Origin of the sequence: Actinomadura sp. NPDC047616 (assembly GCF_040642915.1) — a bacterium.
Taxonomy (GTDB): domain Bacteria; phylum Actinomycetota; class Actinomycetes; order Streptosporangiales; family Streptosporangiaceae; genus Spirillospora; species Spirillospora miaoliensis.
The window spans coordinates 147,666-174,205 of the sequence record NZ_JBEYTB010000015.1; the positions used below are offsets into that span (position 1 = coordinate 147,666).

The 26,540-nt window shown below is 71.7% G+C and carries 27 protein-coding genes; 7 read left to right on the forward strand and 20 right to left on the reverse strand.

The window, feature by feature from the left end; genetic code table 11:
• The first annotated feature begins 87 nt into the window (after positions 1 to 87).
• Positions 88 to 1,044: a nucleoside hydrolase gene (locus ABZ801_RS31015; protein ID WP_360704544.1), complete on the forward strand. Its 957-nt coding sequence runs from the start codon at positions 88 to 90 to the stop codon at positions 1,042 to 1,044.
• 43 nt (positions 1,045 to 1,087) lie between these two features.
• Here ABZ801_RS31015 and ABZ801_RS31020 read toward each other — a convergent pair whose 3' ends face one another.
• Positions 1,088 to 1,702 carry a TetR/AcrR family transcriptional regulator gene (locus tag ABZ801_RS31020; RefSeq protein WP_360704547.1) on the reverse strand — a complete coding sequence of 205 codons (615 nt, stop codon included), beginning with the start codon at positions 1,700 to 1,702 and terminating at the stop codon, positions 1,088 to 1,090.
• A 75-nt stretch (positions 1,703 to 1,777) separates the two neighbouring features.
• Here ABZ801_RS31020 and ABZ801_RS31025 point away from each other — a divergent pair, with 75 nt between their 5' ends.
• Entirely contained in the window at positions 1,778 to 2,167 is a 390-nt protein-coding gene (locus tag ABZ801_RS31025; protein ID WP_360704550.1) for a DUF6463 family protein, read from the forward strand.
• Positions 2,168 to 2,232: 65 nt separating this feature from the next.
• Here ABZ801_RS31025 and ABZ801_RS31030 read toward each other — a convergent pair whose 3' ends face one another.
• The 7 genes from ABZ801_RS31030 to ABZ801_RS31060 form a co-directional block, all read right to left on the reverse strand.
• Complete coding sequence (locus ABZ801_RS31030; RefSeq protein ID WP_360704553.1) at positions 2,233 to 3,345, reverse strand: exo-alpha-sialidase; 1,113 nt, start codon at positions 3,343 to 3,345, stop codon at positions 2,233 to 2,235.
• A 3-nt stretch (positions 3,346 to 3,348) separates the two neighbouring features.
• Positions 3,349 to 4,170, reverse strand: coding sequence for an ATP-binding cassette domain-containing protein (locus ABZ801_RS31035; RefSeq protein ID WP_344949473.1), 822 nt, complete (start codon positions 4,168 to 4,170; stop codon positions 3,349 to 3,351).
• Entirely contained in the window at positions 4,167 to 4,994 is an 828-nt protein-coding gene (locus ABZ801_RS31040) for an ABC transporter ATP-binding protein (protein WP_344949476.1), read from the reverse strand. Before ABZ801_RS31040 ends, ABZ801_RS31035 begins: the two co-directional genes overlap by 4 nt.
• Positions 4,991 to 5,923, reverse strand: a complete 933-nt coding sequence (locus ABZ801_RS31045) for an ABC transporter permease (protein WP_360704558.1) — start codon at positions 5,921 to 5,923, stop codon at positions 4,991 to 4,993. The genes ABZ801_RS31040 and ABZ801_RS31045 overlap by 4 nt, the downstream gene beginning before the upstream one ends.
• Before the next feature lie 3 nt (positions 5,924 to 5,926).
• The gene (locus tag ABZ801_RS31050) at positions 5,927 to 6,856 is read right to left on the reverse strand and encodes an ABC transporter permease (protein ID WP_360704561.1); all 930 of its coding nucleotides are present in this window, start codon (positions 6,854 to 6,856) and stop codon (positions 5,927 to 5,929) included.
• A gap of 3 nt (positions 6,857 to 6,859) precedes the next feature.
• Positions 6,860 to 8,437: an ABC transporter substrate-binding protein gene (locus tag ABZ801_RS31055; RefSeq protein WP_360704564.1), complete on the reverse strand. Its 1,578-nt coding sequence runs from the start codon at positions 8,435 to 8,437 to the stop codon at positions 6,860 to 6,862.
• Between the two features lie 519 nt (positions 8,438 to 8,956).
• On the reverse strand, positions 8,957 to 10,030 hold the full coding sequence (locus ABZ801_RS31060; RefSeq protein WP_344949488.1) for an alkene reductase: 1,074 nt from the start codon (positions 10,028 to 10,030) through the stop codon (positions 8,957 to 8,959).
• Positions 10,031 to 10,143: 113 nt separating this feature from the next.
• Between ABZ801_RS31060 and ABZ801_RS31065 the strand changes: the two genes are divergently transcribed.
• Complete coding sequence (locus ABZ801_RS31065) at positions 10,144 to 10,518, forward strand: MerR family transcriptional regulator (RefSeq protein WP_344949490.1); 375 nt, start codon at positions 10,144 to 10,146, stop codon at positions 10,516 to 10,518.
• Position 10,519: 1 nt separating this feature from the next.
• Here the strand turns inward: ABZ801_RS31065 and ABZ801_RS31070 are convergent, their stop codons facing one another.
• Complete coding sequence (locus ABZ801_RS31070) at positions 10,520 to 11,194, reverse strand: GntR family transcriptional regulator (RefSeq protein ID WP_360704567.1); 675 nt, start codon at positions 11,192 to 11,194, stop codon at positions 10,520 to 10,522.
• On the reverse strand, positions 11,191 to 12,306 hold the full coding sequence (locus ABZ801_RS31075; protein ID WP_360704570.1) for a CoA transferase: 1,116 nt from the start codon (positions 12,304 to 12,306) through the stop codon (positions 11,191 to 11,193). The genes ABZ801_RS31070 and ABZ801_RS31075 overlap by 4 nt, the downstream gene beginning before the upstream one ends.
• A gap of 162 nt (positions 12,307 to 12,468) precedes the next feature.
• Between ABZ801_RS31075 and ABZ801_RS31080 the strand changes: the two genes are divergently transcribed.
• A complete protein-coding gene (locus ABZ801_RS31080) occupies positions 12,469 to 13,644 on the forward strand; it encodes an acyl-CoA dehydrogenase family protein (protein WP_360704573.1) in 1,176 nt (391 codons plus the stop codon).
• 103 nt (positions 13,645 to 13,747) lie between these two features.
• Here the strand turns inward: ABZ801_RS31080 and ABZ801_RS31085 are convergent, their stop codons facing one another.
• The 4 genes from ABZ801_RS31085 to ABZ801_RS31100 all read right to left on the reverse strand — a co-directional run bounded on the left by ABZ801_RS31085 (position 13,748) and on the right by ABZ801_RS31100 (position 16,928).
• Positions 13,748 to 14,323 carry a hypothetical protein gene (locus tag ABZ801_RS31085; RefSeq protein ID WP_360704576.1) on the reverse strand — a complete coding sequence of 192 codons (576 nt, stop codon included), beginning with the start codon at positions 14,321 to 14,323 and terminating at the stop codon, positions 13,748 to 13,750.
• 242 nt (positions 14,324 to 14,565) lie between these two features.
• The gene (locus tag ABZ801_RS31090; protein ID WP_360704579.1) at positions 14,566 to 15,816 is read right to left on the reverse strand and encodes a hypothetical protein; all 1,251 of its coding nucleotides are present in this window, start codon (positions 15,814 to 15,816) and stop codon (positions 14,566 to 14,568) included.
• Positions 15,817 to 16,038: 222 nt separating this feature from the next.
• Complete coding sequence (locus ABZ801_RS31095; protein WP_360704582.1) at positions 16,039 to 16,641, reverse strand: hypothetical protein; 603 nt, start codon at positions 16,639 to 16,641, stop codon at positions 16,039 to 16,041.
• Positions 16,638 to 16,928, reverse strand: coding sequence for a helix-turn-helix transcriptional regulator (locus ABZ801_RS31100; RefSeq protein WP_344949518.1), 291 nt, complete (start codon positions 16,926 to 16,928; stop codon positions 16,638 to 16,640). The genes ABZ801_RS31095 and ABZ801_RS31100 overlap by 4 nt, the downstream gene beginning before the upstream one ends.
• Before the next feature lie 197 nt (positions 16,929 to 17,125).
• On the opposite strand from ABZ801_RS31100, the gene ABZ801_RS31105 reads away from it, so the two are divergent.
• The 3 genes from ABZ801_RS31105 to ABZ801_RS31115 all read left to right on the forward strand — a co-directional run bounded on the left by ABZ801_RS31105 (position 17,126) and on the right by ABZ801_RS31115 (position 19,287).
• Complete coding sequence (locus ABZ801_RS31105) at positions 17,126 to 17,704, forward strand: G5 domain-containing protein (RefSeq protein WP_360704585.1); 579 nt, start codon at positions 17,126 to 17,128, stop codon at positions 17,702 to 17,704.
• Positions 17,705 to 18,066: 362 nt separating this feature from the next.
• Positions 18,067 to 18,522 carry an Lrp/AsnC family transcriptional regulator gene (locus ABZ801_RS31110; protein ID WP_360704588.1) on the forward strand — a complete coding sequence of 152 codons (456 nt, stop codon included), beginning with the start codon at positions 18,067 to 18,069 and terminating at the stop codon, positions 18,520 to 18,522.
• Between the two features lie 111 nt (positions 18,523 to 18,633).
• Entirely contained in the window at positions 18,634 to 19,287 is a 654-nt protein-coding gene (locus tag ABZ801_RS31115; protein ID WP_360704591.1) for a LysE family translocator, read from the forward strand.
• A 25-nt stretch (positions 19,288 to 19,312) separates the two neighbouring features.
• On the opposite strand, the gene ABZ801_RS31120 is transcribed toward ABZ801_RS31115, so the two are convergent.
• The 6 genes from ABZ801_RS31120 to ABZ801_RS31145 all read right to left on the reverse strand — a co-directional run bounded on the left by ABZ801_RS31120 (position 19,313) and on the right by ABZ801_RS31145 (position 26,494).
• Positions 19,313 to 21,574, reverse strand: a complete 2,262-nt coding sequence (locus ABZ801_RS31120; protein WP_360704594.1) for a terpene synthase family protein — start codon at positions 21,572 to 21,574, stop codon at positions 19,313 to 19,315.
• 202 nt (positions 21,575 to 21,776) lie between these two features.
• Positions 21,777 to 21,971, reverse strand: a complete 195-nt coding sequence (locus ABZ801_RS31125) for an acyl-CoA carboxylase subunit epsilon (protein ID WP_360704597.1) — start codon at positions 21,969 to 21,971, stop codon at positions 21,777 to 21,779.
• Positions 21,968 to 23,512 carry an acyl-CoA carboxylase subunit beta gene (locus ABZ801_RS31130; protein WP_360704728.1) on the reverse strand — a complete coding sequence of 515 codons (1,545 nt, stop codon included), beginning with the start codon at positions 23,510 to 23,512 and terminating at the stop codon, positions 21,968 to 21,970. The genes ABZ801_RS31125 and ABZ801_RS31130 overlap by 4 nt, the downstream gene beginning before the upstream one ends.
• Before the next feature lie 146 nt (positions 23,513 to 23,658).
• A complete protein-coding gene (locus ABZ801_RS31135) occupies positions 23,659 to 24,906 on the reverse strand; it encodes a ketosynthase chain-length factor (RefSeq protein ID WP_360704600.1) in 1,248 nt (415 codons plus the stop codon).
• Entirely contained in the window at positions 24,903 to 26,171 is a 1,269-nt protein-coding gene (locus ABZ801_RS31140) for a beta-ketoacyl-[acyl-carrier-protein] synthase family protein (protein WP_344949540.1), read from the reverse strand. Before ABZ801_RS31140 ends, ABZ801_RS31135 begins: the two co-directional genes overlap by 4 nt.
• Positions 26,168 to 26,494 carry a TcmI family type II polyketide cyclase gene (locus ABZ801_RS31145; protein ID WP_344949543.1) on the reverse strand — a complete coding sequence of 109 codons (327 nt, stop codon included), beginning with the start codon at positions 26,492 to 26,494 and terminating at the stop codon, positions 26,168 to 26,170. Before ABZ801_RS31145 ends, ABZ801_RS31140 begins: the two co-directional genes overlap by 4 nt.
• Positions 26,495 to 26,540: the final 46 nt, after the last annotated feature.

Here is a 26,540-nt window from a genome sequence, read left to right on the forward strand (position 1 = left end):
GAGCCACCCCGGAACGCTGGGCGAAGGCCGGGCCTGCCCTCCGACGATCCGCTACCCGCGTGCCATCACCACGGAAGGAACGCCGCCATGCCCGCCCTGCCTTTGATCATCGACACCGACACCGGCTCCGACGATGCGGTCGCCCTCCTGCTGGCCGCCGCCAGTGGCCTGGGGGACATCCGCGCGGTGACCACCGTGGCGGGCAACGTGCCGGTGGAGGCCGGCACCCGCAACGCGCTGATCTCGTTGCAGACCGCGGGACGCACCGACGTCCCGGTGCATCCCGGCTGTCAGCGTCCCATGACGCGCGTCCTGTCCAGCGCCCAGCACGTGCACGGCCAGGACGGCATGGGCGACATCGACCTGCCCGACCCCGTGGCGGCCCCCCAGGACACGCACGCGGTGGAGGTCCTGCTGTCCCTGCCGCGCCGGTACCCGGGGGAACTGACGCTGGTCACACTCGCCCCGCTGACCAACATCGCCGCCGCGCTGCTGAGCGACCCGCTGCTGCTGACGCGGTTCCGGCACGTCTACTGCATGGCCGGTGCCGCCGATCTCGCGGGCAACATCTCGCCCACCGCCGAGTTCAACGTCTGGGCGGACCCTGAGGCCGCCCGCATCGTCACGCAGGCCGCCACACCGGACAAGGTGACGTGGATCGGCTGGGACGTCTCCCGCAAGGACGCGGTGATGTCCCCGGCGGACCAGCGGCGCCTGGAGCAGATCGGCACGCCGATGGCGGACTTCGCCCATCGCATCAACCGCACCCTCGACGAATGGGCCCGCGACGTCACCGGCCTGGCCGGCTACGACCTGCCCGATCCGGTCGCCATGGCCGTCGCCCTCGACCCGGGCCTGATCACCGAACGGGAGCAGGCGCACGTCGACATCGCCGTGGGCGACCAGACCCGCGGGCAGATGATCATCGACCGGCGGAAGGCGGCTCCGGCCCCCAACCTGACGCTGGTCCGCCGCGTGAACGAGGCCGGGTTCAAGAAGCTGCTGTTCGACACCCTCGCCAACCCCGTCCCCTCCCCTGCGTGACGCACTCCGCCGATCCGGCGCCACGGATGACGGTCGCCGTCCATCACTCGGCCGGGGACGGTTGGGGCGGGCGCGCGGTGAGGGTGGTGGTGACCAGGTCGGCGATGGTGGCGGCGAACTCGTCCAGGGTTCGCCGGTCGGTGCGGTGCAGCATGAGGATCCAGCTGAGCATCGAGCCGGTCAGCAGGGCGTGGACGGCCGTCAGGTCGGGGACGGCGGGCAACTCGCCGCGCCGCACCGCCCGTTCGAGCACCTCCGTCACGCAGGCGCGCTCGGTCTCCACGAACGCCTCCTGGATTCGGGCCGCCGACGCCGGATCGGCGGTGATGTCCGCGAGCAGACCCAGCAGGCTGGGCGCGGGGATGGTGGTCAGGCTGGCGGCGATGTCGGCGCACAGCGCGGTGAGGTCGGCGCGCAGCGAACCGGAGTCGGCGGGGGCGATGATCGTCAGATCGTGCACGGCGGCGGCGAAGACCATCTCCTGCTTGCCGGCGTAACGGCGGTAGATGGCCGCCTTCCCCACGCCCGCCCGGGCGGCGACCGCGTCCATGGTGATGCCGCCGTAGCCCGCCTCGGCCAGCAACTGCCGGCAGGCCGCCACGATCGCTGCGTCCACCCGTTCGTCCCGTCGCCGCCCCACTTGCCTCCGCGTCGTCATGGGGCCATGATACGAAACCGAGAGTTCCGGAACGATTAGTTTCGGAACTGATGGTTCCACACTGGGGGGATCGCCGTGATCACATGGGCGGGACGCGTCATCGCGCTCCTGGGCACGCTGCACCTGCTGACCAGCGCCTTCTACAGCCGCGAGCACGTCCCGGGCTGGGCCACGGGAGACCTGTGGTTCCCGGGCAAGGGACCGGAGGACCTCTCCCCCTCGGCCGGGGCCTTCTGGCTCACCGTGGGCAGCTTCGGGCTCCCTCTCCTGCTGCTCGGGCTCCTGATCATCTGGATGGACCGGCACCGCATCGTCCCCCCCGCCTTCCTCGCCTGGACGATCGGCGCCTGGTGCACCCTGGGCGGGCTCCTCCTCATGCCCTCGCCCTTCCTGCTCGCCTGGGTTCCGGCGGCGATGCTCCTGATCGCCGCGCGCCGCCGAGCACGAGCCGAGACCACGTCCTGACCATCGGAGTCGATGCTGGCTGATCGCTGGCCTGCCCGTTCGGGCGGCCCCGGGACGCCGCCCGCTCACCCGCGTGCATCGTCCGGCGGCAGCTGGAGGTATTTGATGGCCTTGCGGTGGTGGGTGTAGGCGATGTGGAGCCTGCCGTCGGGGGTCTGCTGGATGGACGGGTAGGACAGTTCGCGGTTCAGGCCGTCGCGGGAGTTGTTGGTCAGGCAGTAGCCGTCGCCCACCTCCAGGTCGCGCCGGTCCGGCCAGGTGCGGCCGCCGTCCGAGGAGAAGGCCAGGGTCATGGGGGCGCGGGGGGCGCCCCAGAAGGCGCGGCCGGGCGGCTGCGCGGCCGTGTCGCCGCCGTCGTCGATCTCGTCGTAGAGGGAGTCGCGGCGGTCGGTCGCGTCCGCCGCGCTGCTGTGGTTGTAGACGAGGGCGAGGCGGCCGTCCCGCAGCGGGACGTACTGGATGGACGAGTTGTTGTTCGGCAGTTCCGTGGGGACGGGCGCGCTCCACGTCTCGCCTTCGTCCAGGGAACAGGACGAGTGGATCCAGTCGGCCCGGCGGCTGCGGAAAAGGGCCAGCAGGCGGCCGTCCGGCAACCGGTGGACGTTCATGTGGACGAGCCCGGTGCTGGACGGCACGGGCCGCTCGCGCCACGAACCGCCCTCGTCGTCGCTGATCATCACGGCGCTGGTGTCGTGGTCGCCGACCCACCTGGCGCCCGGCGTGCGGGGGCAGCGGAAGATCGGCAGCAGCCAGCGGCCGGACGGCAGCACCTCGACGGGCTGCCGGATGAACACGCCGCCGGCGTCGCTCGACGGGAACAGCGTGCGCGGGGGCGACCAGGTGACGCCGCCGTCCGCGGAGACGCGCAGGCGCACCTCGGCGGTGTCCTGGTTGCCGAAGTGCTGCGCCGTGTAGAGCAGCCACAGGTCGCCGGACGGCGTGGGGAACAGCAGCGGGTTCTGCTCCGAGCGCGCCGGGTCGTCGGAGAGCCGGACGGGCTCGCTCCAGGAGGAGCCGGACAGCAGGGAGAACCAGACGGAGATGTCCGACATGCCCTCCTGGGTGCCGCCGAACCACACGCACCCCACCTCGCCGGACGGCAGGACGGTCAGGTTGGCGGCATGGTTCTGCACGGCCGGGACGGGCAGGAACGTCTCCCACCGCTCGTCGACAGGCATGGCTCAGCTCCCCAGGGACGAGACGATCGCGCGTGGCTTGCGGCCCTTCATCGTCGCCGGGTCGAGGGCGGCCCGGCGCAGCGCGCGCGTGTACGGGTCGGACGGGGCGGACAGCACGGCGTCGGTCGGGCCCGCCTCCACGATCCTTCCTTCCTTCATCACCACGACCCGCGAGCTGATCTCGCGGACGACGCCGAGGTTGTGGGAGATGACGATGAAGGTCAGGCCGGTCTCCGCCTGCAGGCCGCGCAGCAGGTCCAGCACCTGTGCCTGCACCGAGACGTCCAGCGCGGAGGTGGCCTCGTCGCACACCAGCAGCTCGGGGCCGCCGGCCAGGGCGCGGGCGATGCCGATGCGCTGGCGCTGCCCGCCGGAGAACTCGGCGGGACGCCGGTGCAGCGCGCTGGACGGCAGCCCCACCCGGTCGAGCAGCTCGGCGGCCCGCCGCGACCGTTCGGCCCTGGCGCGCACCCCGGCCAGCCGCAGCGGCTCGGCGACGATCTGCTCGGCGGTCAGGTGCGGGTCGAGCGACCCGTACGGGTCCTGGAAGATCATCTGGACGCGGCGGCGCAGCGGGCGCAGCCGCTTCTCCGGCAGCGCTGCCAGGTCGACGCCGTCCAGCAGGATCCGCCCGGACGTCGGCCTGAGCAGCCGGACGATCGCGCGGGCCGTCGTCGACTTGCCGCAGCCGGACTCGCCCACGATCGCCAGCGACCCGCCGCGCGGCACGTCGAAGCCGATCCCGTCGACCGCGCGGAACGTCCCGCCGCGCACCGGGTACTCGACGACCAGGTCCTGGACGGACAGCAGCGGCTCCCCGCTCATGCGCTCTCCTCGGTGACGGTCTCGTCCCACGGACCCAGCGCGGGCACGGCGGCCAGCAGGTCCCGGGTGTACTGCTCGGACGGCGCGTCCACGATCCGCTCCACCGGCCCGGACTCGACGAACCGGCCGCCGCGCATCACGTGGATGCGGTCGGACACCAGGCGGGCCACACCCAGGTCGTGCGTGATCATCAGGATGCCGACGCCGGTCCGTTCCTGCAGCTCCAGCAGCAGGTCGAGGATGCCCGCCTGGACGGTGACGTCCAGCGCCGAGGTGGGCTCGTCGGCCACCAGCAGGCCCGGTTCGGCGGCCAGCGCGATCGCGATGAGGACGCGTTGCAGCATGCCGCCCGACATCTGGTGCGGGTAGGCCTTCCACCGCTTCTCGGGGTCGCGGATCCGCACCTGCCGCAGCAGCCCGACGCCGCGTTCGCGCACCTCGGCCTTGGACAGCCCGGGGTGGCGCAGCCGGATCGCCTCGCCGAGCTGGTCGGCGACGGTGTGGACGGGGCTGAGCGCGGTCATCGGGTCCTGCGGGATCAGCGAGACGCTGCGGCCGCGCACCTTCGCCGCCGCCTTCGGGTCGGCCACCACGTCCACGCCGGAGATCCGGGCGCTTCCGGACAGCACGGCCAGGCCGTCGGGCAGCAGCCGCAGGATGCCCATCGCGGTGGTGGACTTGCCCGACCCGGACTCCCCGATGATCGTCACGGTCTCGCCGCGGTCGATGGTGAAGGAGACGCCGTCCACCGCCCGCACGACGCCGTGGTCGGTGATCAGCTCGATCCGCAGGTCCTCGACCTCCAGCAGCTTGGCGCGGCTCATCGGGCGGCCTCCGTCCGGGTGCGGCGGCGGGTCCGGTCGCGCAGGCCGTCGCCCACCAGGTTGACGCCGATGACCAGCAGCGCGATCACCAGGCCGGGCAGCGTGACCAGCCACCACGAGGTGGTGATGTAGTCCTGGCCGTCGGAGATGATCCGTCCCCAGGTGGCGAACGGGCGCTGCGGCCCGGCGCCCAGGTAGCTGAGCGCGCTCTCCAGCAGCACCGCCTGCGCGAGCAGCAGCAGCACCACGAGCGTGGCCTGCCGGACGATGTTGGGGATGACGTGCCGGATCAGGATGGCGAACTTGTGCAGGCCGAGCACCTGCGCGGCCGCCACGTACGGTTTCTCCCGTTCGACGAGCACCAGAGAGCGCGTCAGCCGGGCCACCTCGGGCCACTGCGCGACCGCGATCACGCAGGTGATGACGGTGACGGACGGCCCGAACAGCGCGACCACGAGCAGCAGCATCATCAGCAGCGGCAGCGACAGCTGCGCCTCCAGCAGCCGGGAGACGACCGTGTCGACCCAGCGCCCGTAGTATCCGGCCGCGGCGCCCGCGACGACCCCGATGATCCCGGACACCAGCACGGCCAGCAGCCCGATCGACAGCGACACCTGCCCGCCGTGCAGCACCCGCGACAGCAGGTCCCGGCCGAGCTGGTCGGTGCCGAACAGGTGGCCGTCGGTCAGCGGGGCGAGCCGCCGCCGCGACAGGTCCTGCTCGTCCGGGCCGGGCAGCGGCAGGACGCCGGCCAGCGCGATCGGCACCACCACGACCAGCGTGCAGACCGAGCCGATCCACAGCTTGAGCCGCGCGGCGCGGCGCCGCCGGGTCGCGGTGGCCGCCGCCAGCAGCCTGGGCGTGACGGCGCTGGGCCGCGGCTCCGGTCTGGACGCGGCGCCCTGGGCGCCTTCAGCAGCGATGCTCATGGCTCAGGCCGCCTTTCCGAGTCGCACCCGCGGATCGAGCAGCGGGTAGCACAGGTCGATCAGGAGCTGGACGAGGATCGCCAGGCTGGCGGTGACCAGCACGGTCGCCTGGATGAGGGGGTAGTCGCGGGTCTCCAGGGCCCGCACGACCAGCGACCCGACCCCGGGCCAGCCGAACACCACCTCGACGACGACCACGCCGTTCAGCAGCGCGGCGAACCGCGTGCCGAGCGCCGTCAGCACCGGGATGGCCGAGTTGCGCATCGCGTACCGCCAGGTCAGCGCCCGCTCGGACACGCCGCGCGACCGCGCCACGGTGACGTAGGGGGACGCCAGCGCCGCCGCCATCTCGCGCCGCACCAGCCGGGAGATGAGCGCCAGCTGCAGCGTCGCGACCGTCACCGTCGGCAGCACCAGCCCGCCCCAGGTGGTGAAGCCGGACGCGGGCAGCACCGGCACCACCACGGCGAACATCGTCAGCAGCATCACGCCGATCCAGAAGTCCGGCATGGACTGCCCGGCGATCGTCATGATGTTGGCGCCCAGTTCCCGCTTGGTGTCGGCGCGGCGGGCCATCCACACGCCGAGCGGCACCGCCAGCACCGTCGTCACCGCGATCGCCGAGACCGCCAGGGTGATCGTGTACGGGACCCGGTCGAGCACCACGTCCAGCGCCGGCGCCCGGAAGGCGTAGCTGGTACCGAGGTCCCCGCCGAACAGGTCCCTGATGAAGATCCAGTACTGGGCGGGCAGCGACTCGGTCAGCCCGAGCTGCTCGCGGATCCTCTCGAGGTCGTCCGTGGACGGGTTGGGCCCGGCCATCGCCGCCGCCGGGTCGCCGGGCGCCAGCCGGATCAGCACGAACACCGTGGAGACCGTCAGGAAGATCGTCAGAACGCTCTGCCCGGCGCGGCGCGCCAGATATCGCACCATCGCTCAGCCCTCCAGCCGCACGGAGGCGAGGTCGTAGGAGTTGGTCGGCGCCAGGGCCAGGTCACGCACCCGGACCCGCCGGGCCAGCACCGCGTTCGGCACGAACGCCCACAGGCACGGCCAGGTCGCCCAGATGGCCTTCTGCGCGTCGGCGAGCTTCTGGTCGCGCTTCTCCGGATCGGTCTCGCCGGACGCGTCGGCCAGCTTCGCCGCGATCTCGGGGAAGACGTAGCCCTGGTAGGTGTCGCGGGTGCGCTCCTTGTCGGGCGTCCCGCCGAACATGCCCTGCAGCGACGTCAGCGCGAGCCCGGTCTGGTTGCCGAAGCCGTTGCCGAGCACGTCCCAGTCGCCCCGCCTGCCCTGCCGCCACTGCAGGATGTCGCCGCCGGGCTCGAACTGCCGCAGACTCGGGCGGACGCCGACGTCGCGCAGCATCTCCACGACCGCCTCCATCACCGAGGTGTCGGCGGCGAACTCCCCCGACTCCCAGATGATCTTGACGGGCAGGTCGCGGACGCCCAGCTCGTCCAGCATCCGCCGGGCCCGCGCCGGGTCATGGACGTACCGGCCGACCCGGACCGCCCCCCGCAGCGCGGGCGGGACGACGCCCTCGGCCTGCTCGGCCGACCCCGTCATCACGTCGTCGACCAGCGCCTTCCCGTCGATGGCGTAGGTGAGGGCCTCGCGCACCCGCGCGTCGGCCAGCGGGTGCCCGCGCGGCTTGCGGAAGTTGTAGAAGAGCTGGTTGATGCGGGTGCCGGTGATCCGCTCGATGCGCACGCCGGGCAGGCCCGCGAGCTGCTCGGCCGAGTCGGGGGTGATCGAGTCGATGACGTCCAGCTCGCCCGACCGGATCGCCACCACCCGGCCGGCCTCCTCGGGCACGAACCGCACCCGCACCCGGTCGATCCGCGGCCGCGGCCCCCAGTACGCGCGGTTGGCGGCCAGCGAGTACTCACCGGACCCGCCGTCCGCCTCGGTGACCACGTACGGCCCCGACCCGACCCCGCCGCTCAGCTCCTGCGGACGGTTGGCCGCCGCCGGGCTGATCAGGATGTTGGCCATCAGGTAGTCCAGCGTGGACACGGGCCGCTCGGTGTGCAGCCGGAACGTCCGGTCGTCGATCTTCTCCACCGACGGCACCTCGGGGAAGAGCCCCATGATGTACGAGCCGTTGACCTGCTCGTACATCGTCAGTGCCGTCGCGACGTCCGCGACCGTGACCGGCGTGCCGTCCGAGTAGCGCACGCCCTGCCGCAGCCGCACCGTCCACTCGGTGGGCCCGGTCAGCTCGAACCGGTCGGCCAGCACCAGCCGCGGCTTGAGGTCGGTGCCGATGCTGGTCAGCGCCTGCCGGACGGCCCGCTGCACGGTGACCGCCGCGTCGAACTGGTTGAGCTTGTTGTCCAGGCTGACCAGCGACCGGTTCAGCCCGAGCGAGACGGTGCCGGGCCCGGGGGCCCCGGTCGGCCCCGCGCAGGCGGCCGTGAGCGGACCGAGGGCAAGGCCCGCGCCCGCGCCGGCTCCGAGACGAAGCAGTGCGCGACGGCTGAGCACCGGGCTGGGAGGAAGTCGGCTCATCGAAGACCTCGCGACGTTGAGGGCAGACCGGTCGACGGGGCCCCGGCTCTGCCACCAGGCGTTTAACGCCCTGGGGAGTGGGATGTGGCTGTGGTGTCGGTCACGATGGCACGATTGCGTGATTCACGCAATACCCCTCGCGCGTTTCGCGCAGCCCGGATCCCACCCGACGAGCGCTGCGCCCTTCCCCCGCAGCTCACCTCGGAGCCCCCATCCCAGGCCCCCTCCACCCCGGCCCACCCCACCGGCCGACCGCTCCTCCCTGCGCGCGCAACACGCAACCCCGCCGCCCAAACCACGCACCCGGGAGATCCCGCCGCCCCTCACGCCGACGGCCCGCCGACCTCGGTGAGCCCCGCTCAACGCACCGTGTCCCGGCGTGCTGATCTTCCGTCGCGTGCGGCGTCTGGCGGGCGACCCCGCCACCTTGCTGTGCCGCCCGCCGCCGCACGGCCCGACCCGCGTCATGCGCTGAGCCGTTGGGCACCCCCCCAGTCGCCCGTGCCGACCTCTGGGTCGTCAGGCGGCGTGCTGGTAGGTGGGGTAGGTGAGGTAGCCGGTGTCGCCGCCCTGGTAGTAGGTGGTTTCGTCGACGGGGGCGAGCGGGAGGCCGATGCGCAGGCGTTCGACCAGGTCGGGGTTGGCGATGAAGGCGCGGCCGAAGCTGATGAGGTCGGCGCCCAGGGCGAGCCAGCGGTCGGCCTCGGCGCGGTCCGTCTGCTTCGGGCCCATGGGGAGCGTCGGGTTCATGATGAGGGTGCCCGGCCATGCGCGGCGCAGGGCGATCAGCACCTCTTCGGGTGCGGTGGCCTCCAGGTGCACATAGGCCAGGCCCAGACGGGACAGCTCGGTCAGCAGGGCGGTGTACAGCGCGAGGACGTCGGTCTCCTCCACACCCCAGAAGGTGCCGCCGGGAGACAGGCGGATGCCGGTACGGGAGGCACCGATGGCCTCCACGGTCGCGGAGGCCGCTTCGACGGCGAACCGGATGCGGTTGGTCAGCGAGCCGCCGTAGCGGTCCGTGCGCAGGTTGGCGTTGGACGAGAGGAACTGCGAGATCAGGTAGCCGTTCGCGCCGTGCAGCTCCACGCCGTCGAAGCCCGCGTCGATGGCACGGCGCGCGGCGGCGGCGTACGACTCGGCGTGCTCGGGGACTTCGGCGGTGTCCAGCGCGCGGGGCGTCGGGGCGGGCTTGGGGCCGGTCGGGGTGAACACGTCACCGACTGCGGGGACGGCGGAGGGGCCGACCGGCTGCATGCCGGTGGTGTCGGGATGCGAGACGCGGCCGCCGTGCATGATCTGGGCGAAGATGCGTCCGCCGTTGGTGTGCACGGCGGCGGTGACGGGCCGCCACGCGGCGACCTGCTCGTCGGTGTGCAGTCCCGGCGTGCCCGGGTTGGACTGTCCGATCAGGCTGGGCTGCACGCCTTCGGAAATGATCAGGCCGGCGGTCGCGCGCTGGGCATAGTAGGTCGCCATCGACGGTGTGGCCAGGCCGCCGGCGGCCGCCCGGACCCGTGTCATCGGGGCCATCACCACCCGGTTGGGCAGTGTCAGGTCGCCGAGCCGGTAGCTGTCGAAAAGGGGTGTCATGTCAGGTCCTTCGCGGTCCCGTGGTACCCGGATCTCGGATACGCGGTTACGCTAAAACCTCACATCCATGTCAGAGGCAAGAGTTGTGCCGCGGATCACAGCAGGGGGACGGCATGCGCATCGGAGAGCTTTCGGCACGCACGGGGGTCAGCGTCCGGTCCCTGCGCTACTACGAGGAGCAGGGACTGCTCAGGAGCACACGCAGTGCCAGCGGCCAGCGGCATTACACGGACCAGGACGTCGAGCGGGTCGAGTTCCTCCAGCGCTTGTACGCCGCCGGTCTGTCCAGCCGCGTCATCGCGGATCTGCTGCCATGCGTCGACTCGCCCAGCGCGGAGCACTCCGACGCAGCGCTGGAGCGGATGACGCAGGAACGCGACCGGCTCTCCCGGCACATCGCCGACCTGATCGGCACCCGGGACGCGCTCGACGGGCTGATCGACCTGACGCGGGCGTACCGGGAGAGCATGCGGGCGGCCGCCCGCTGAGTCACAGGTCGCGGTGCGGCATGAGGGATTCGAGGGTGGTGACGGCGTGGGCGCGGTGGACGTCGAGGATGTCGATGGCGCGGTCGGGGTCGCGGGCGCGCAGGGCGTCGAGGGCGGCGCGGTGCTCGTCGATGACGCGGCGCCGGTTGTGGTCGTCGCCGTAGTAGATCGAGCGGTACGCGTCGGTGGCGTCCCACAGGGAGGCGATCATGCGGGTGAGGCGGGGCATGCGGGCGCACTCGTAGAGGGTCATGTGGAACGTGCGGTTGGCCGCGGCCATGTCGAGGACGTCGGCGGCGGCACTGGCGCGTTCGACCTCCCGCTGGGCCTTCTCCAGCACGTCGAGGTCGTCGTCGGTGAGGTGGGCGACGGCCTGGCGCACGGCCTCGGCTTCGAGGAGTTCGCGGATGCGGTAGACCTCGCGCAGGTCGTCCAGCGACAGTTCCTCGACGAAGTAGCCGCGGTGGGCGCGGTAGCTGACCAGGCCCTCGCCCTGGAGCGTCTTGAGCGCCTCGCGCAGCGGGACGCGGCTGACGCCCAGTTCCTCGGCGAGGGCGTCCTGCCGGATGGGGGCGCCCGGGCGCAGGCGGCCGGTGGTGATGGCGCGGCGGAGCTCCCCCAGAACGAACTGCTGGGCCGTCGGCGGCCTGCCCCGCCCCGTGTCCACCGTGCTCACCGCCCCAATATCTCACGGACCCAGGCGTCGTCCTGTCCGAGCGCGGGCGGCCGCAGCCGGTATTCGGCGGGGGTCGCGTCGAGGCGGACGGGGTGGGCGACCTGGCCGACGCCGTCCACGTCGACGGCCGGGGACAGCCCCAGGGCGGCGGCGAGGTCGAAGGCGGCGGCGAGGTCGTTGATGGGGCCGCAGGGCACCCCCGCCTCGGTGAGGGCGGTGAACCACTCGTCGGCCGTCCGGCGGGCCAGCGCGTCCGACAGTTCGGCGACGAGCGTCTCGCGGGCGGCGACGCGGCCGGCGTTGGTGGCGTAGCGGTCGTCGTCGGCGAGGTCGGGCCGGCCCAGGACGGCGCACAGCGTGCGGAACTGGCGGTCGTTCCCGGCGGCGATCACCATCGGGCGGTCGGCGGTGCCGAACACCTCGTACGGGACGATGCTGGGGTGCCGGTTGCCCATGGCCTTCGGCACCACACCGGCCGCCACGTACGCCGAGGACTGGTTGACCAGCGCGGACAGCAGCGAGCCGAGCAGCGTGACCTCGACGCGCTGGCCCTCGCCCGAGGTCTCGCGGTGACGCAGCGCGGCGAGGACGCCGAGGGCCGCGTGCAGGCCGGTGACGACGTCGACGAGCGCGACGCCGGCCTTGGTGGCGCCGTCGCCGGTGACGCTCATCAGGCCGCCGACGGCCTGCGCGATGAGGTCGTAGCCGGGCAGGTCGGCGCCCTCGCCCGCGCCGAATCCGGTGATGGAGCAGTACACCAGGCCGGGGTTGAGCTCGCGGGCCGCGTCGTAGCCGAGGCCGAGGCGGTCCATGGTGCCGGGACGGAAGTTCTCCACCAGGACGTCCGCGCGGGCCACCAGGGCGCGGGCCGTCTCCCGGTCGCCGGGGTCCTGGAGGTCCAGGGCGATGGAGCGCTTGTTGCGGTTGACGGCCAGGAAGTAGGTGGCCTCGCCGTCGGCGTACGGCGGGCCCCACGAGCGGGTGTCGTCGCCGACGTCCGGGCGTTCGACCTTGACGACGTCGGCGCCCAGGTCGGCGAGCAGCATCGTCGCGTACGGCCCGGCCAGGACCCGGCTGAAGTCGGCGATCAGCAGGCCGGACAACGCGCTCACGCCGGCGCCCCCGGGCAGTCGTTGGCGGTGCGGGTGAAGCACGCGCCCGAGCTCATGGCGCCGTCCACCAGGTTCAGGGTGTCCACCCGGGGCACGCTAGCCAGCGGAGATCGGACAATCAATACTGGATCCAAAATCCAACCTGTGGTGAAGTGGGACGCCGTGACGAAGACACCGATCCACCCCGAGGCGCTGTTCGCCGTCGACGGTCTGCTGACCGACGAGGAACGCGAGATCAGGTCGACCGTGCGGAAGCTGTGCGACAAGGAGCTGCGCCCGCACCTGGCCGACTGGTTCGAGGACGGCCGGATCCCCGCGCGCGAGCTGGCCCGGCGGTTCGGATCGCTCGGCGTCCTCGGCATGCACCTGAAGGGGTACGGCTGCGCGGGGCTCGGCGCCGTGTCCTACGGGCTGGCCTGCCTGGAGCTGGAGGCCGCCGACTCGGGCCTGCGCAGCCTGGTGTCGGTGCAGGGCTCACTGGCCATGTACGCGATCTGGAAGTACGGCTCCGAGGAGCAGAAGAACGAGTGGCTGCCCGCGATGGCGGCGGGCGAGCGCATCGGCTGCTTCGGCCTGACCGAGCCCGACTTCGGCTCCGATCCGGCGCGGATGCGCACCCGCGCCCGCCGCGACGGCTCCGACTGGGTGCTCGACGGCACCAAGATGTGGATCACCAACGGGACCGTCGCCGACGTCGCCGTGGTGTGGGCGCAGACCGACGAGGGCGTCCGCGGCTTCCTCGTCCCGGCCGGGACGCCCGGGTTCTCCGCCCGGGACATCAAGCGCAAGCTGTCCCTGCGGGCCAGCGTCACCAGCGAACTGGTGCTGGACGGAGTACGGCTGCCCGCGAGCGCGCTGCTGCCCGGCGCGCGCGGCCTGTCGGGCCCGCTGGGCTGCCTGAACGAGGCCCGCTTCGGCATCGTCTTCGGCGCGATGGGCGCCGCGCTGGACTGCCTGGAGACCACGATCTCCTACGCGGCCGACCGCGAGGTGTTCGCCCGACCGCTGTCGTCCTTCCAGCTCACCCAGCAGAAGCTGGCGGACATGGCGCTGGAGCTGGGCAAGGGCCTGCTGCTGGCGATCCACCTCGGACGGCTCAAGGAGGCGGGCGCGCTGACGCCCGAGCAGGTCAGCGTCGGCAAGCTCAACAACGTCCGCGAGGCCCTGGAGATCGCCCGTACCTGCCGTACCGTGCTGGGCGCCAACGGCGTGACGCTCGAGTACCCGGTGATCCGGCACGCGGTCAACCTGGAGTCGGTGCTCACCTACGAGGGCACGTCCGAAATCCACTCCCTGGTCGTCGGCCGCGCCCTGACCGGCGAGAACGCCTTCGCCTGACGGCTCCCGGCGGGCCCGTGCACGGGAGCGCTCGACATGCGCGAGTCCGGGGACTGAAATCCCCGGACTCGCATTGGTCAAGTCACGCTGACGTCAGGAAGGATCAGCCGCCGGCCTTCCACCTGTAGCCGCCGTTCTTGTAGCCCCGGATGATGACGTACGGCTTGTAGGTCTTACGGTTCCCCGTGTAGTAGAACTTGCCCTGCGCCGTGGACGTCGCGTAGCTCCAGTCACTGGGGTGGGTCACCTTCTTCTGGGCCCAGCCGCGCCACACCCACCTGTTCTTGTTGTAGGTGTAGGCGGTGAAGTTCGCCCGGTAGGAGCGGACGTAACGACCGTCCCAGCACCAGTTCAGACGGTTCTTGACGTAGAACAGCCAACGGGTTTTCGCGGAGTTCTTGTAGCCCTGGGTGCGCTCGTACCACCCGCACCGCTCGGCGGCCTTGATGGCCGCGGTCTCCTTGGCGCTGTACGGCTGCCCGGCGCGCTTGGCGTCGGCGAGGAGCCGCTCCTTGGAGATCGACCCCTGACGCGTGACGGTCACCTCCTTGCCGAGGTCGTCCTGAGCCGCGGCCGGCTTGGCCTTCGGCGTGGTCTGTGCCTGCGCGGCCGGACCCGCGGCCAGCAGCCCGGCGGTCAGGGCGCCGGAGACGATCGTCAGCGTGGCGACACGCCGCATGCGTTTCCTCCATGCTCGGAGATAGGGGGGAAGAGTGCGAGGTACCACCGTAGAGCGTTATCGGTACCGCTTCACTCGTTTTTCGCCTTGTCTGATGCACGTGGCGGACGGCCGGTTCCCCACCGGTGGAACTTTTTTTGGCCCGATCCGGACATATCAAAAGTTTGGGGCAAAGAAGATCATCTGCATCTCACCGACTTCCCCCCGCGAACCGAATTCGGTTCGTTGGCCTCCGGAGGGCGTCAGCTCAGGCCGCGGAACCACCGCACGATCATCGTCGTCCCGGCGAGATTGGAGCCGAGGTGCCGGGAGCCTTCGTAGGTGCGCTCGCCCACGTCCACGACCGGGGCGTCCACCCCGCGGGCGCGCAGGGACGTGCGGCACCGGTCGGTGTTGGCGGTGACGGCCTGCTCGTCGCCGTCCATCTTGTAGAGGCGGATGGGGACGTGCGGAGTCCAGGCCGTGCAGACCTCGGCGTCCACGTCCAGCGCGCGGGCGAACACGCCGCTCGGCCTGCGCAGCATCGCCCAGCCCCGCGTGGTGAGCAGCTCGTCCAGTGAACCGGGCAGCGCCTCCAGCATCTGGGGGCCGGGGGTGGTGCCGTCGAACAACTCCTCCACGCGGTCGGCGTACGGCTGCCGGAAGACCTCGGCCGGGGTGCGGTAGAGCCCGTGCAACCGCCCCCAGGAGGTCAGCAGGTACGCGGTGTAGGCGACGCTGAGCTTGGGCGGCAGTTCGCCGTCGCGCAGCGCGGGCAGCTCGGCGTTCTCGAAGTGGTAGGCGCCGCTGATGGGGGCGACGGCACGCAGGCGGAACCACCGGTCGCCGCCCTCCTGCAAGGCACGCGCAAGGCCCAGCGCCGCCGACGCCCCCTGGGAGAAGCCCGTGACGAGCACGTCCCGCTCCAGCATTCGGCCCTTGTCCGCGGCTGCGTGTCGGGCGGCGCGGAGCATGTCCAGCGACGCCGTCGTCTCCGAGGGCACGTCCTTCCACGGATGCACGCCCGGCCCCTCGCCCAACCCCAGGTAGTCGGGGGCGACGGCGGCGAACCCTGCCGACGCGTAGGTGACGGCAGGACCGGGACCCCACACACCGTCGGTCGTGGACGGGGCGTCCTTCTTGTAGCTCATGGTGCCGTGGGTGTAGGAGACCGTCCGAAGCCGGCGCTTCCCGTCGCGGGGCAGCACCAGCAGGCCGCTCGCCACGGTGGGACGCTGCCGGACGTCCACGGTTCGGTAGACCAAACGGTAGAGGTCCACACCGTGACGAACGCCGTCGACGTCGAACTCGTCGGACGCCAGCCACGTCCTGACCTCGCCGGCCGTCATCGCGCGCAGCCGCTGCGGCTCGCCGACCAGCGCACCACGCCCCGAATCCCGCCCCGTCCCGGCCGTCGCCGCGCCGGCGGCGCTCGCCGGAACCGCGGCGAGCGCCGCCGCACACGCGGTCGTCACAGCGACCCCGAACACCGCAACCGCTCTGATGGACGCCATGGGGCACTCCTGTCTGCTGGGGAGGGCACCCACTCTCCGCGAACGGCGACCGCTCGCGCATCGGCCTCGCAGGTCGACTGCGGCTGATACCTCAGAGGGCCTCACCACGGCCGGACTCGCCCCTGGGTCCCGACCACCACCGGCGGCCCACCCGCCCTTGGAGAGCACTGCTCCGCGATGCCCGTCACGCACCACCGGCTCAGCGGATCGGACAGGCGTCTCCTACTGGACGCCGCTTTCCGGCCAGTGCTCTTCGTCGACGTCGTCCCACGTCCATGCGGCGGCGGCCGAAGGGAGCAGGATGGCGGTGCCGACCAGACCGAAGATCAGCGGTTTCCAGCCGGCGACGTCGAGCAGCGGCCCGTCGGCGACGGCGAGCAGGGCGACGACGAACATGCAGACCAGCAGCGTCCCGTAGGCGGCGCCGAGCGCCCGGTTGCGCTCCTGCAGTTCGCGTTCGTCGAGTTCGGCCGCGGCGAGTTCGGTCAGTTCCCTGGTCGCCCTCCTGAGGAGGAGGATCCCGGTCAGCAGGCCCACCGCACCGGCCGTCTGGACGGCGAGGGCGGCGCCGGAGTCGGGGGTCATGAAGGCACTGGCCGCTCCGGCCGCGAAGGGAACGGCGGCGAGCAGGGCGAGCGCGCGGCGGTTCGTGCCGTTCGCGAGCCATCGGGGCACGGGCCTGGTCCGTCGCCGGTCCTGCGCCTCCTGGCGGACGGTCTCCAGGATCCGCTGACGCTCTTCGGGGGTGGCGTCCTTGGCGGCCGCGAGGTTGTCGAGGTGCCGTCTGATGCTGCTTCGGGGGGTACTGCCGGTCGAGGAAGTCATGTCGGTCCTCCGGAGTCGGCGGAACGGTAGAGCTGCTGGGACATCGGGGTGAAGGGACGAAGCGAGAAGACGGCTTCGAAGGGCAGTTCGAAGAACTCGCAGATCTTCAGCGCGAGTTCGGCGGACGGTCCGTAGTCGCCGCGCTCCAGAAACCCGATGGTCTGCGGATTCACACCGACGGCCGTCGCCAGCTCGGCACGGGAGACCCCGCGTTCGGCACGCAGCACCGCGAGCCGGTTGTGGAGGGCCGTGCCCTTGCGTCCCTTCCTGGATCCCTTACCTGTCACACATGCAGTGTTGCGTATACACAACGAACAGACAACCCCCATAACGACACGTCCGCGAGTCGGCCGCTACGGTCTCGGTCGCCCCACCCGCGACCACGACCTGTTCCGGGCCTGTCCCGGCGGACATCGGGACCGATGTCCCTGTCGCCCCTTCAGAACGCCCACGTAGCGTGATCTCGCTCTACGGAGGGAAATCAATGAGACGTACCGTTACAGCCGTAGTGGCGTTCGGTGCCCTGCTCAGCCTCGGCGCCAAGTGCGAGCCGGCCGCGGAACCGTCGCCCACCGCGTCGGCCACCACGTCGGCGACGGCGTCGGCAGAGGCGGCGGGCGCCGAGCCTTCCGCGACCGCGAGCACGGCGTCGCCGAAGGTCGAGAAGCGCACCGTCACCGAGACCAAGGTGATTCCCTTCAGGACCCGGAGGGTGACGGACCCCGGCCTGGCGAAGGGCACCACCAAGGTCAGAACCCGTGGCCGCACAGGCATCAAGACCCTCACCTACGAGGTCACCTTCACCAACGGCAGGAAGACGCGCAAGAAGTTGATCCGTCAGGTGGTCACCAAGGCGGCGGTCACCCGGATCGTCGCCGTCGGCACCAAGCAGTCCTCACGGTGCGACCCCAACTACAGTCCCTGCGTGCCGATCGCCAGTGATGTCGACTGCGCGGGCGGCAGCGGCAACGGCCCCGCCTACGTGCAGGGCCCCGTCCGCGTCATCGACACGGACATCTACGACCTGGACCGCGACGGCGACGGCGTCGGCTGCGACGACTGATCCTGTCCGCCGACGACATGTCTACCCGGTGCTACCGCACCGCCGTCTGGACTGCCCGTGGACGAGGGTGTTGTGCCGGTAGGTGCGCCTCGTCCGGTTGAAGGAACCGCTGGCGGGTGGCCAGGCGGAGGCCGGCGGCCACCGGCCGGGCAGAACGGGGAAGGTCATCGGCGGTCACTCGCTCTGGGGTCGACCCGGCGCATGAGGTCGGCCAGGGCGGGATCGGTGTCGGCGTCCCGAAGCCCGCCGGTTCGCCCCCACCAGATCTAACTTGTCGGTGGTCAGCGCGAACAGGGGCAGCGCGAACAGGACGTCGCCGTCCCGTCCGGTGCGGGACGGCCGGGGCCTGGCAGCATGGCCACATGGACCGGATCGATCGCAGGATCCTCCGTGAGCTGCAGAAGGACGGGCGGCTCAGCAACACCGAACTGGCCGACAAGGTGGGGCTGACTCCGTCGCCGTGCCTGCGCCGCGTGCGGCAGCTCGAACGCGACGGGGTGATCCGCGGTTACCGGGCGCTCGTGGACGGCGCGGCGCTGGGACGCGGCTTCCAGTCGTTCGTCACCATCGTGATGCGGCAGGAGGACCAGAGCACGGTGGCCGAGTTCGAACGCAGGGTCGCCGAGCTGCCCGAGGTGGTGGAGGCGCACCGGCTGTTCGGCGACCCGGACTACCTGCTGCGCGTCGCCGTGGCCGACATCACCGCCTACGAACGCTTCTACACCGACGTGCTCTCGGGCCTGCCCGGCATCGCCCAGCTGACCTCGCACCTGGCGATGAAGGTGGTCAAGCCCGACCACGGCCTGCCGATCACGTGACGGCATCTGCGACGGTTGGCGCCTTTTCGCGCAACTTCCTGCCAAGCCAGCGCTGGAAGGCGGCATAACCGGTCATCGCATGCCAAGCGTTCCCGGTTAGCTTCGGGGGCCATGGACACGCACGAGCTGCTGCTGTTCCTCGGCGTGGACCTGCTGCTGGTCTGCACGCCGGGCCCCGACTGGCTCTACGTCATCGCCCGGAGCCTCAGGCAGGGGTACCGGACGGGTCTGGCCGCCGTCGCGGGCATCTGCGCGGGCTACGCCGTCCACACCGCGGTCGCCGCCGCCGGGCTGGCCTCCGCGCTGCGTAGCGTGCCGGCCGCCCTGCCGGTGCTGCGCTACGCGGGCGCCGCCTACCTGGTCGTGCTCGCCGTGCGCACGTTGCTGGCACTGCGCCGGCACGGCCCCGGCGGAGCGGACGGCTCCGCGGCCCCGGACCCACGGCACCCGCCGGCGGAGCCGACGCGCGTCGTCCTGCGGCAGAGCCTGGTCATCGCCCTGCTCAACCCGAAGGGGCTGCTGCTGTACCTGTCGCTCATGCCGCAGTTCGTCTCGCCGGACGCGGCCGTCCCGATCGGCGTGCAGTTCGCCGTGCTCGGCTGTTTGCACGTCGCGCAGTGCGCCTGCGTCTACGGGGCGGTCGCCGTCACGGCGGGACGCGCCGGCGCCTCGCTCACCGCCGACGCCAAGGCGTCCCGGCGCATGACCGCCGTCTCGGCGACGCTTCTGCTGCTGGTGGCCGCGTTCTCCCTCGGCGCCCAGTGAAGCGTGGTGTCGGGGAGGACTTCGGCTACGGGTGGTCGGGGTAGCGGCGGCGCAGGTCGGATTCGGTGTAGCGGCGGCAGTTGCGGTGCCAGTTGAGGATTCCGGCGAGCCAGTTCTGCAGGTCCAGGACGTAGCCGTCGAGGAGGGCGCGGGCCTCGCCGTCGAGGTCGAAGTCGTCGTACAGCACCGGAAGTTCGAGGTTGGCGGCGCGCTGGAACTGCCGCAGGCGCGCGTTCAGCAGGTCGTGGACGATGCGCACCGCGGTCGGGTAGTCGCAGCCGAAGAAGTTCCCCACCACCAGGTTGGCGTTGTGCAGGTCGCCCTCGAACTCGATCTCCTTCTGGTAGGAGAACAGGTCGTTGAGCAGGCACGCGACGTCCATGGCGGCGTTCTCCAGGGACCGCATGGGGCTGGTGTCGTAGATCTCCGGGGGCACGTGGTACCAGCGGGCCAGCCTGCTGAGCGAGATGGTCAGCTCGGAGCCGAAGGTGCGGCGCCGCATCTCGACGTAGTCGACCGGGTCGGGGATGTGGTTCTGCGCCTGGTTGTCCAGCTCCCACAGCCAGCTGTCGATCATGGTGTCGACGGTGGCGCGGAACTGGTGGCGGGCCTCGACGGCCATCGGGCCCGCGGTGCGCGCCCACAGGTCGGCCAGCGACCGTTCCAGCGCGTTCACCGCCGGTGGCGTGGCCTGCGGGTCCTCCACCGGCATGAACAGGCGCAGGCGCTCGTTGCAGGCCTTGGCCCCGGCCAGGTCGCGGAACCGGCCGAACACGACGGGGTAGTAGTCGTCGCCGTAGGTGCCCCAGGTCAGCCAGCAGGACGCCAGGGTCAGCTCGTCGGGGGCGGCCTGGGGCTGCAGCCCGGCCGCGCACAACGGGAAGTCGAAGTCGCGCAGGTCGCCCTCGTTCCAGACGCCGGAGAACGGGACGCCCGGCTGGGCGTGCAGCATGCCCATCCGGCCCGCCCACTCCATGACGTCTTCGCGCGCCCGCTCCAGGTGGGGGCTCAGCGAGAGGGGGAACGGGATGTCGATGTCGGGGACCAGCGACGGCCCCACCTTCTGCGGGACATGGGTGTACGAGTTGACGCGGCGCAGCAGCGTCCTGAGGTCCAGCCCCGACGTGCCGAGGCCGCGCAGCGCCCCGGGACGGCCGACGTCCAGATCCTTGTTCATGTAGCGGCTGGAGCGCATGTGCCACTCGTGCCCGCCCGCCTGCCAGTCCTGCAGGCCCTTGGCGTAGGCCAGGACGCGCGCGCAGCCCTCCGGGTCGAGGCCCGTGTCGGCGAACAGCGGCATCAGCTCGGTGGCGGCGGTGTGCTCGAACTGCTGCAGCCGCGACGTCAGCACGTCGTTGACGGCGTCGGCGGCCTCCTGCGTGGAGCATTCGAAGAAGGTCTCCAGCACCAGCACGCCGTTGTTGAGCTCGCCCTCCTGCTCGGTCTCGCGCTGGTAGGAGAACAGGTCGTTGCGCAGGTGCACGCCGTCGGAGAAGGTGTCGCGCAGCACCCGCAGCGGCCGCGAGTACGCCACCAGCGCGGGGACCTCGGCGTTCACGGCGTGCTCCACCAGGCACGCCGACCAGGGCGCCCCGCCGACACGGCGGCGCATCTCGATGTACTCGACCGGGTTCGGGACGCGGTTCTGGTCGATGTTGGCCAGTTCCCACAGCGACTCGTTGAGCAGGTGGTCGGTGTGCTCGCGGAACCGCACCCGCCAGTCGCGGGACATGGCGGGGATGGTGCGCGCCCACAGGTCGGCGAGACCCGCCTCGACGGGGTTGCGCGGCTCGGGCGTCGGGCCGCCGTCCGGCGGCATGAACAGCGGCAGCCGTTCGAGGTGGGCCTTGCCGCCCTCGCGGTCGCGGGTGCGCTTGTACTTCTCCAGGAAGTGGTCGTCGAAGAAGAACACCCACACGTACCAGTCGGTGATGAGGCCGAGCTCGTCGGCGTCGCAGTCGGGGTGGGTGTAGGCGCACAGCAGCGCGTAGTCGTGGTTCTCCAGGTCCTGGCTGCTCCAGACGCCCGAGCCCTCCAGCATCTCCATGTCGCGGGCCCACCGGCGGGTGTGGACGCGCGCGGAGTCGACATGCGGGTTCAGCCGGGCCGGGTACGGCATGTAGAAGTCCGGCAGTTCGAACGGCTTGCCGCCGCCGGGCTCGCTCGTCCCCGCCTCCCGCCCCCGCGTGGTGAGGCGCGCGGCGGAGGTGCCCAACCCGGTCGGCCCCGCCGACCAGCCGTTCCGGACCGCCGTCTCCTCACCTGAGGTCGTCTGGAACACGCTCATTGCCACATCCCTGCCGAATCGGGCCGCCGGACGAGTGATTCGCCTCAAGTATTGGCACGTGCGCACTCTGTGACCAGACGCGGGAGGGAGGGTGACGGTAACAATGCGCTGCCGCCCGCTAACGGACGTGTCACGCCGAAGTGATTGCGTGCCCGAACGGTGCAGGTGAGGCCGCTGTTACAGCGGTGACGGGGAGCCGGGCCTACAGCTGGGGCCGCCAGGCGACCTGGGGCCGGCCCGTCCACGTCACCGCGTCCCGGCCCTGGCACCACGCGGCGGGCTCGGGACGCGGCGGCGGGCCGGGGGCGGTACGGCCCGCCAGGGCGAACAGCACGGCGACGACGGCCGCCAGCTCCTCCTCGTCCGGGTGGCCGCGCACCACCTTCAGGGCGGTCACTGCGGCTGGTTCCCGTGCTTGCGGCTGGGCAGCTGCGCGTACTTGGCGCTCAGCATGTCCAGCGCCCGGATCAGGGTCCTGCGGGTGTCGGCCGGGTCGATGACGTCGTCCACCAGGCCGCGCTCGGCGGCGTAGTAGGGATGCATCAGCGCGGCCTTGTACTCCTTGACCATCCGGGCGCGCATGGCGTCGGGGTCGTCGGCGGCGGCGATCTGCTTGCGGAAGATGACGCCCGCCGCGCCCTCCGCCCCCATCACCGCGATCTCGTTGGTCGGCCAGGCGTAGGTGAGGTCGGCGCCGATGGACTGCGAGTCCATCACGATGTACGCGCCGCCGTACGCCTTGCGCAGCACGACCGAGACGCGCGGCACGGTGGCGTTGCAGTACGCGTACAGCAGCTTGGCCCCGTGCCGGATGATGCCGCCGTGCTCCTGGTCCACGCCGGGCAGGAACCCCGGCACGTCCAGCAGCGTCACCAGCGGGATGTTGAACGCGTCGCACATCTGGACGAACCGCGCGGCCTTCTCCGAGGCGTGGATGTCCAGCACGCCCGCCAGCGTCATCGGCTGGTTGGCGATGACGCCGACGAGACGGCCGCCCAGGTGCGCCAGCGTGCAGATGACGTTGGTCGCCCAGCGTTCGTGCACCTCCAGGTGCTCGCCGTCGTCGACGATCTCCTCGATGACCGCGCGCATGTCGTACGGGCGGTTGCCGTCCACCGGCACCAGGTCCAGCAGCGGCGTGCCGTCCCGGTCCGCCGGGTCGGACGTGGGGCGGACCGGCGGGCTCTGCCGGTTGTTGCTCGGCAGCAGCGACAGCAGGTACCGCACCTCCTCCAGGCAGGTCTCCTCGTCCTCGTAGACGAAGTGGCACACCCCGGAGGTCTCGGCGTGCACGTCCGCCCCGCCGAGGCCGTTGTGGGTGATCTCCTCCCCGGTCACCGCCTGGACGACGTCCGGGCCGGTGATGAACATCTGCGCGGTGCCCCGCACCATGAACACGAAGTCGGTCAGCGCCGGGGAGTAGGCGGCGCCGCCGGCGCACGGTCCGAGCATCACGCTGATCTGCGGGATCACCCCGGACGCCCGGGTGTTGCGCTGGAAGATGCCGCCGTACCCGGCCAGCGCCGTGACGCCCTCCTGGATGCGCGCCCCGGCGCCGTCGTTCAGCGACACCAGCGGCGCCCCGGCGGCGATCGCCATGTCCATGATCTTGTGGATCTTGCGGGCGTGCGCCTCGCCGAGCGCCCCGCCGAAGATGCGGAAGTCGTGCGCGTAGACGAACACCTGCCGGCCGTGCACGGTGCCCCAGCCGGTGACCACCCCGTCGGTGAAGGGCTTCTTGTCCTCCAGCCCGAAGCCGGTGGCCTGGTGCCGCCGCAACGGCTCGACCTCGTTGAACGACCCCTCGTCCAGCAGCAGTGCGATCCGCTCGCGGACGGTGAGCTTTCCCTTGGCGCGCTGCGCCTCGGTGGCCCGCTCGCTCGGCCCCTTGGCCGCCTCGGCCTTCAGCCGGGCGAGTTCGGCCACCCGGTTGCGCATCTGCGGCTCGGCCGATGCCGGCGCCGCCGGCGCGGGCGGCGGGGCGGGCTGCGGGGAGGTGGTCTCCGGAAGGGTCTGTGTCGCGGTGCCGTCGGTCACTGAGATGGTCACCTGGCTCACACCTTTCGAGTGCTCTGGTCGAGTCGTCAGGCGGCGGCCGCCGTCCGGGCGGCGGCCGAGGGCGCGCGCACCACCGCGGCCGAGTTGAACCCGCCCTGGCCCCGGGCGAGCACCAGCGCCACCCGCACCGCGGCGGCGCGCGACCGCCCCGTCACCAGGTCGAGTTCGTACTCGGCGGCCGGAGAGACGTTGGTGGTGGGCGGGATCAGGCCGTCCCGGATGGACAGCAGTGCGGCCGCCACGTCCAGCGAGGCGGCCCCGGAGTAGAGCCGTCCGGTCATCGTCTTGGGCGCGGTGACCGGCACCCCGCCCGGACCGAAGACCGCGTTGATCGCGTCCGCCTCGATCCGGTCGAGTTCGGGGACGGCCGCGGCGTCGGCGAACACCACGTCGACCTCTTCCGGGTCCGCGCCGGCGTCGGCCAGCGCGAGCCGGATGGCGCGCTCCAGACCGGGCGGACGCCCGCTGCCCGGCGCCGGGTCGAACGTGGCACCGTACCCGGCGATCTCCCCGTAGATCGTCGCGGCGCCGCGTTCGCGCGCCGCGTCGGCGTCCTCCAGGACGAGCAGCGCCCCGCCCTCCCCCGCGACGTGCCCGCACGCGTCGGGGTCGAACGGCAGGTAGGCACGGTCGGGGTCGTCGCGGAGGCTGAGCCGCCCGCCGGCGAGCTGGGCCACCCAGCCCCACGGGCAGATCGACCCGTCGACCCCGCCGGACATGATGAGCCTGCTGCCCTTGCGGATCTGCCGCCGCGCCTGCGCGATCGCGTCCAGCCCGCCGGCCTGGTCGCTGACGACCACGCCGCTGGGGCCGCGCATCCCGTGCCGGATGGAGATCTGGCCGGTGTTGACCGCGTAGAACCAGGCGAACGACTGGAACGCGCTGACGTACTGACCGCCCTTGCTCCACAGGTTCTGCAGCTCACGCTGCCCGAACTCGAACCCGCCCGCGGAGCTGGCCGTGGTCACGCCCATGTCGAACTCGGGAACGTCGCCGGGGCGCACCCCGGCGTCCTCCAGCGCCCAGTCCGCCGCGACCAGGGCGAGCCGGGTCATGTGGTCGGTCTGCGGCAGCAGCCGCGCGGGCAGCAGGTCCTCGGCGACGAAGCCGGGCACCTCCCCCGCCAGCCGCGCCGGATACCGCTCCGGGTCGAACCGGCGGACCCGGCCGATGCCGCCGCGTCCCGCGCGCGTCGCGTCCCAGAAAGCCTCGGTGCCCAGTCCGTTGGGGGCCGTGACCCCGAGGCCGGTCACCACCACGGAAGCGCTGCTCACGCCGCCTCCCTCTCCTTCGCGGTCAGCACCATCGCGCTCTGGAAGCCACCGAATCCGCTGCCCACGGTGAGCACCGTGTCCGTCCTCCACTCGCGGGCGGTGATCGGCACGTAGTCCAGGTCGCATTCGGGGTCGGGGGTGCGCAGGTTGGCCGTCGGCGGGACGACGTCGTTCTCGATCGCCAGCACGGAGGCGGCGATCTCGATCGAGCCGATGGCGCCCAGCGAGTGACCGATCATCGACTTGATGGAGCTGACCGGGGTCGCGTAGGCGTGGTCGCCCAGGCTGCGCTTGAACGCGGCGGTCTCGTGGCGGTCGTTCTGCTTGGTGCCCGAGCCGTGCGCGTTGATGTAGTCCACGTCCTCGGGGTTCATCCGCGCCTCGTGCAGCGCCATGCGGATGGCCTCGGCCATCTCCCGGCCGTCGGGCCGCAGCCCGGTCATGTGGAAGGCGTTGCAGCGGGTGGCGAACCCGGCGATCTCGGCGTACACGTGCGCCCGCCGGGCCTTCGCGTGCTCCAGCTCCTCAAGCACGAACACCGCCGAGCCCTCGCCGAGGACGAAGCCGTTGCGGGTGCCGTCGAACGGCCGGGACGCGTGCTCGGCGTCGTCGTTGCGCGGCGTGGTCGCCTTGATCGCGTCGAAGCAGGCCACCGTGATCGGCGAGATCGGCGCGTCGGTCGCACCCGCGATCATCACGTCGGCGGCGCCCTCCCGGATCAGCTCGGTGGCGTAGCCCACCGAGTCCAGCCCGGACGTGCAGCCGGTGGACACCACCGTGGTCGGGCCCTCGGCGCCCACCGCCCAGGCGACCTCGGCGGCGAACGAGCTGGGCACGAAGTAGTCGTACAGGTGCGGCACCGCGTACCGGTGGTCCACCAGGTCCAGGCGGCCGCCGTCGCTGACGACGTTGTACTCGCGGTCCAGGCCCATGGTGGCGCCGACCGCGCTGCCGATGGTGACACCGGTGCGGTACGGGTCCAGCTCGGCCGGTTCCAGCCCGCTGTCGGTCACCGCCTCCCGCGCGGTCACCACGGCGAGCTGCGCGGCCCGGTCCATGCGGCGGATCTCCTGCGGGCCGAGGCCGTGCGCCTCCGGATCGAAGTCGATCTCCGCCGCGACCCGCGACCGGAACTGCGACGGGTCGAAGAAGGTGATCCCCCGGGTCGCGGTGCGGCCCTCGCTGAGCAGGTTCCAGAAGTTCTTGACACCGATTCCGCCGGGGGCGGTGACACCGACCCCGGTGATCGCGACCCGCCTCGTCATCGTGCCTCCCAGTGGTAGAAGCGCTGCGCCATCGCGTCCTTCGGCGACCGCCACGTCTCCGGGTCGTACGCCTGGATGAAGGGCTTGAGGTTCTCGCTGATGTTCACGAACAGCGGGTGGGTCTTGGCCTCCTCGATGGCCTCGCCGCCGTGCTCGTCGTCGAAGTCCTGCAGGTGGAAGTACAGGTCGTGGAAGGTGAACAGCTGCCGCCGCCGGGTGCCCATCCGGTGCGGCATCTCCGTCCCGTCGAACTCGGCGAACAACTTGGCGACGTCGTCGCTCGTGCCGGGACGAATACGCGCGACGATCAACGTGCTGTGCATCCTGTGCTCCTTGTCGGTAGAGGACGGGCGGCGGGGCTTGTGTGAA

Bases quoted from the DNA above. Each gene is read 5' to 3' on its own strand.
- ABZ801_RS31015 (WP_360704544.1), top strand. From the start codon at position 88: ATGCCCGCCCTGCCTTTGATCATCGACACCGACACCGGCTCCGACGAT.
- ABZ801_RS31020 (WP_360704547.1), bottom strand. From the start codon at position 1,702: ATGACGACGCGGAGGCAAGTGGGGCGGCGACGGGACGAACGGGTGGAC.
- ABZ801_RS31030 (WP_360704553.1), bottom strand. From the start codon at position 3,345: ATGCCTGTCGACGAGCGGTGGGAGACGTTCCTGCCCGTCCCGGCCGTG.
- ABZ801_RS31035 (WP_344949473.1), bottom strand. From the start codon at position 4,170: ATGAGCGGGGAGCCGCTGCTGTCCGTCCAGGACCTGGTCGTCGAGTAC.
- ABZ801_RS31040 (WP_344949476.1), bottom strand. From the start codon at position 4,994: ATGAGCCGCGCCAAGCTGCTGGAGGTCGAGGACCTGCGGATCGAGCTG.
- ABZ801_RS31045 (WP_360704558.1), bottom strand. From the start codon at position 5,923: ATGAGCATCGCTGCTGAAGGCGCCCAGGGCGCCGCGTCCAGACCGGAG.
- ABZ801_RS31050 (WP_360704561.1), bottom strand. From the start codon at position 6,856: ATGGTGCGATATCTGGCGCGCCGCGCCGGGCAGAGCGTTCTGACGATC.
- ABZ801_RS31055 (WP_360704564.1), bottom strand. From the start codon at position 8,437: ATGAGCCGACTTCCTCCCAGCCCGGTGCTCAGCCGTCGCGCACTGCTT.
- ABZ801_RS31060 (WP_344949488.1), bottom strand. From the start codon at position 10,030: ATGACACCCCTTTTCGACAGCTACCGGCTCGGCGACCTGACACTGCCC.
- ABZ801_RS31065 (WP_344949490.1), top strand. From the start codon at position 10,144: ATGCGCATCGGAGAGCTTTCGGCACGCACGGGGGTCAGCGTCCGGTCC.
- ABZ801_RS31085 (WP_360704576.1), bottom strand. From the start codon at position 14,323: ATGCGGCGTGTCGCCACGCTGACGATCGTCTCCGGCGCCCTGACCGCC.
- ABZ801_RS31090 (WP_360704579.1), bottom strand. From the start codon at position 15,816: ATGGCGTCCATCAGAGCGGTTGCGGTGTTCGGGGTCGCTGTGACGACC.
- ABZ801_RS31095 (WP_360704582.1), bottom strand. From the start codon at position 16,641: ATGACTTCCTCGACCGGCAGTACCCCCCGAAGCAGCATCAGACGGCAC.
- ABZ801_RS31105 (WP_360704585.1), top strand. From the start codon at position 17,126: ATGAGACGTACCGTTACAGCCGTAGTGGCGTTCGGTGCCCTGCTCAGC.
- ABZ801_RS31110 (WP_360704588.1), top strand. From the start codon at position 18,067: ATGGACCGGATCGATCGCAGGATCCTCCGTGAGCTGCAGAAGGACGGG.
- ABZ801_RS31115 (WP_360704591.1), top strand. From the start codon at position 18,634: ATGGACACGCACGAGCTGCTGCTGTTCCTCGGCGTGGACCTGCTGCTG.
- ABZ801_RS31120 (WP_360704594.1), bottom strand. From the start codon at position 21,574: ATGAGCGTGTTCCAGACGACCTCAGGTGAGGAGACGGCGGTCCGGAAC.
- ABZ801_RS31130 (WP_360704728.1), bottom strand. From the start codon at position 23,512: ATGCGCAACCGGGTGGCCGAACTCGCCCGGCTGAAGGCCGAGGCGGCC.
- ABZ801_RS31140 (WP_344949540.1), bottom strand. From the start codon at position 26,171: ATGACGAGGCGGGTCGCGATCACCGGGGTCGGTGTCACCGCCCCCGGC.
- ABZ801_RS31145 (WP_344949543.1), bottom strand. From the start codon at position 26,494: ATGCACAGCACGTTGATCGTCGCGCGTATTCGTCCCGGCACGAGCGAC.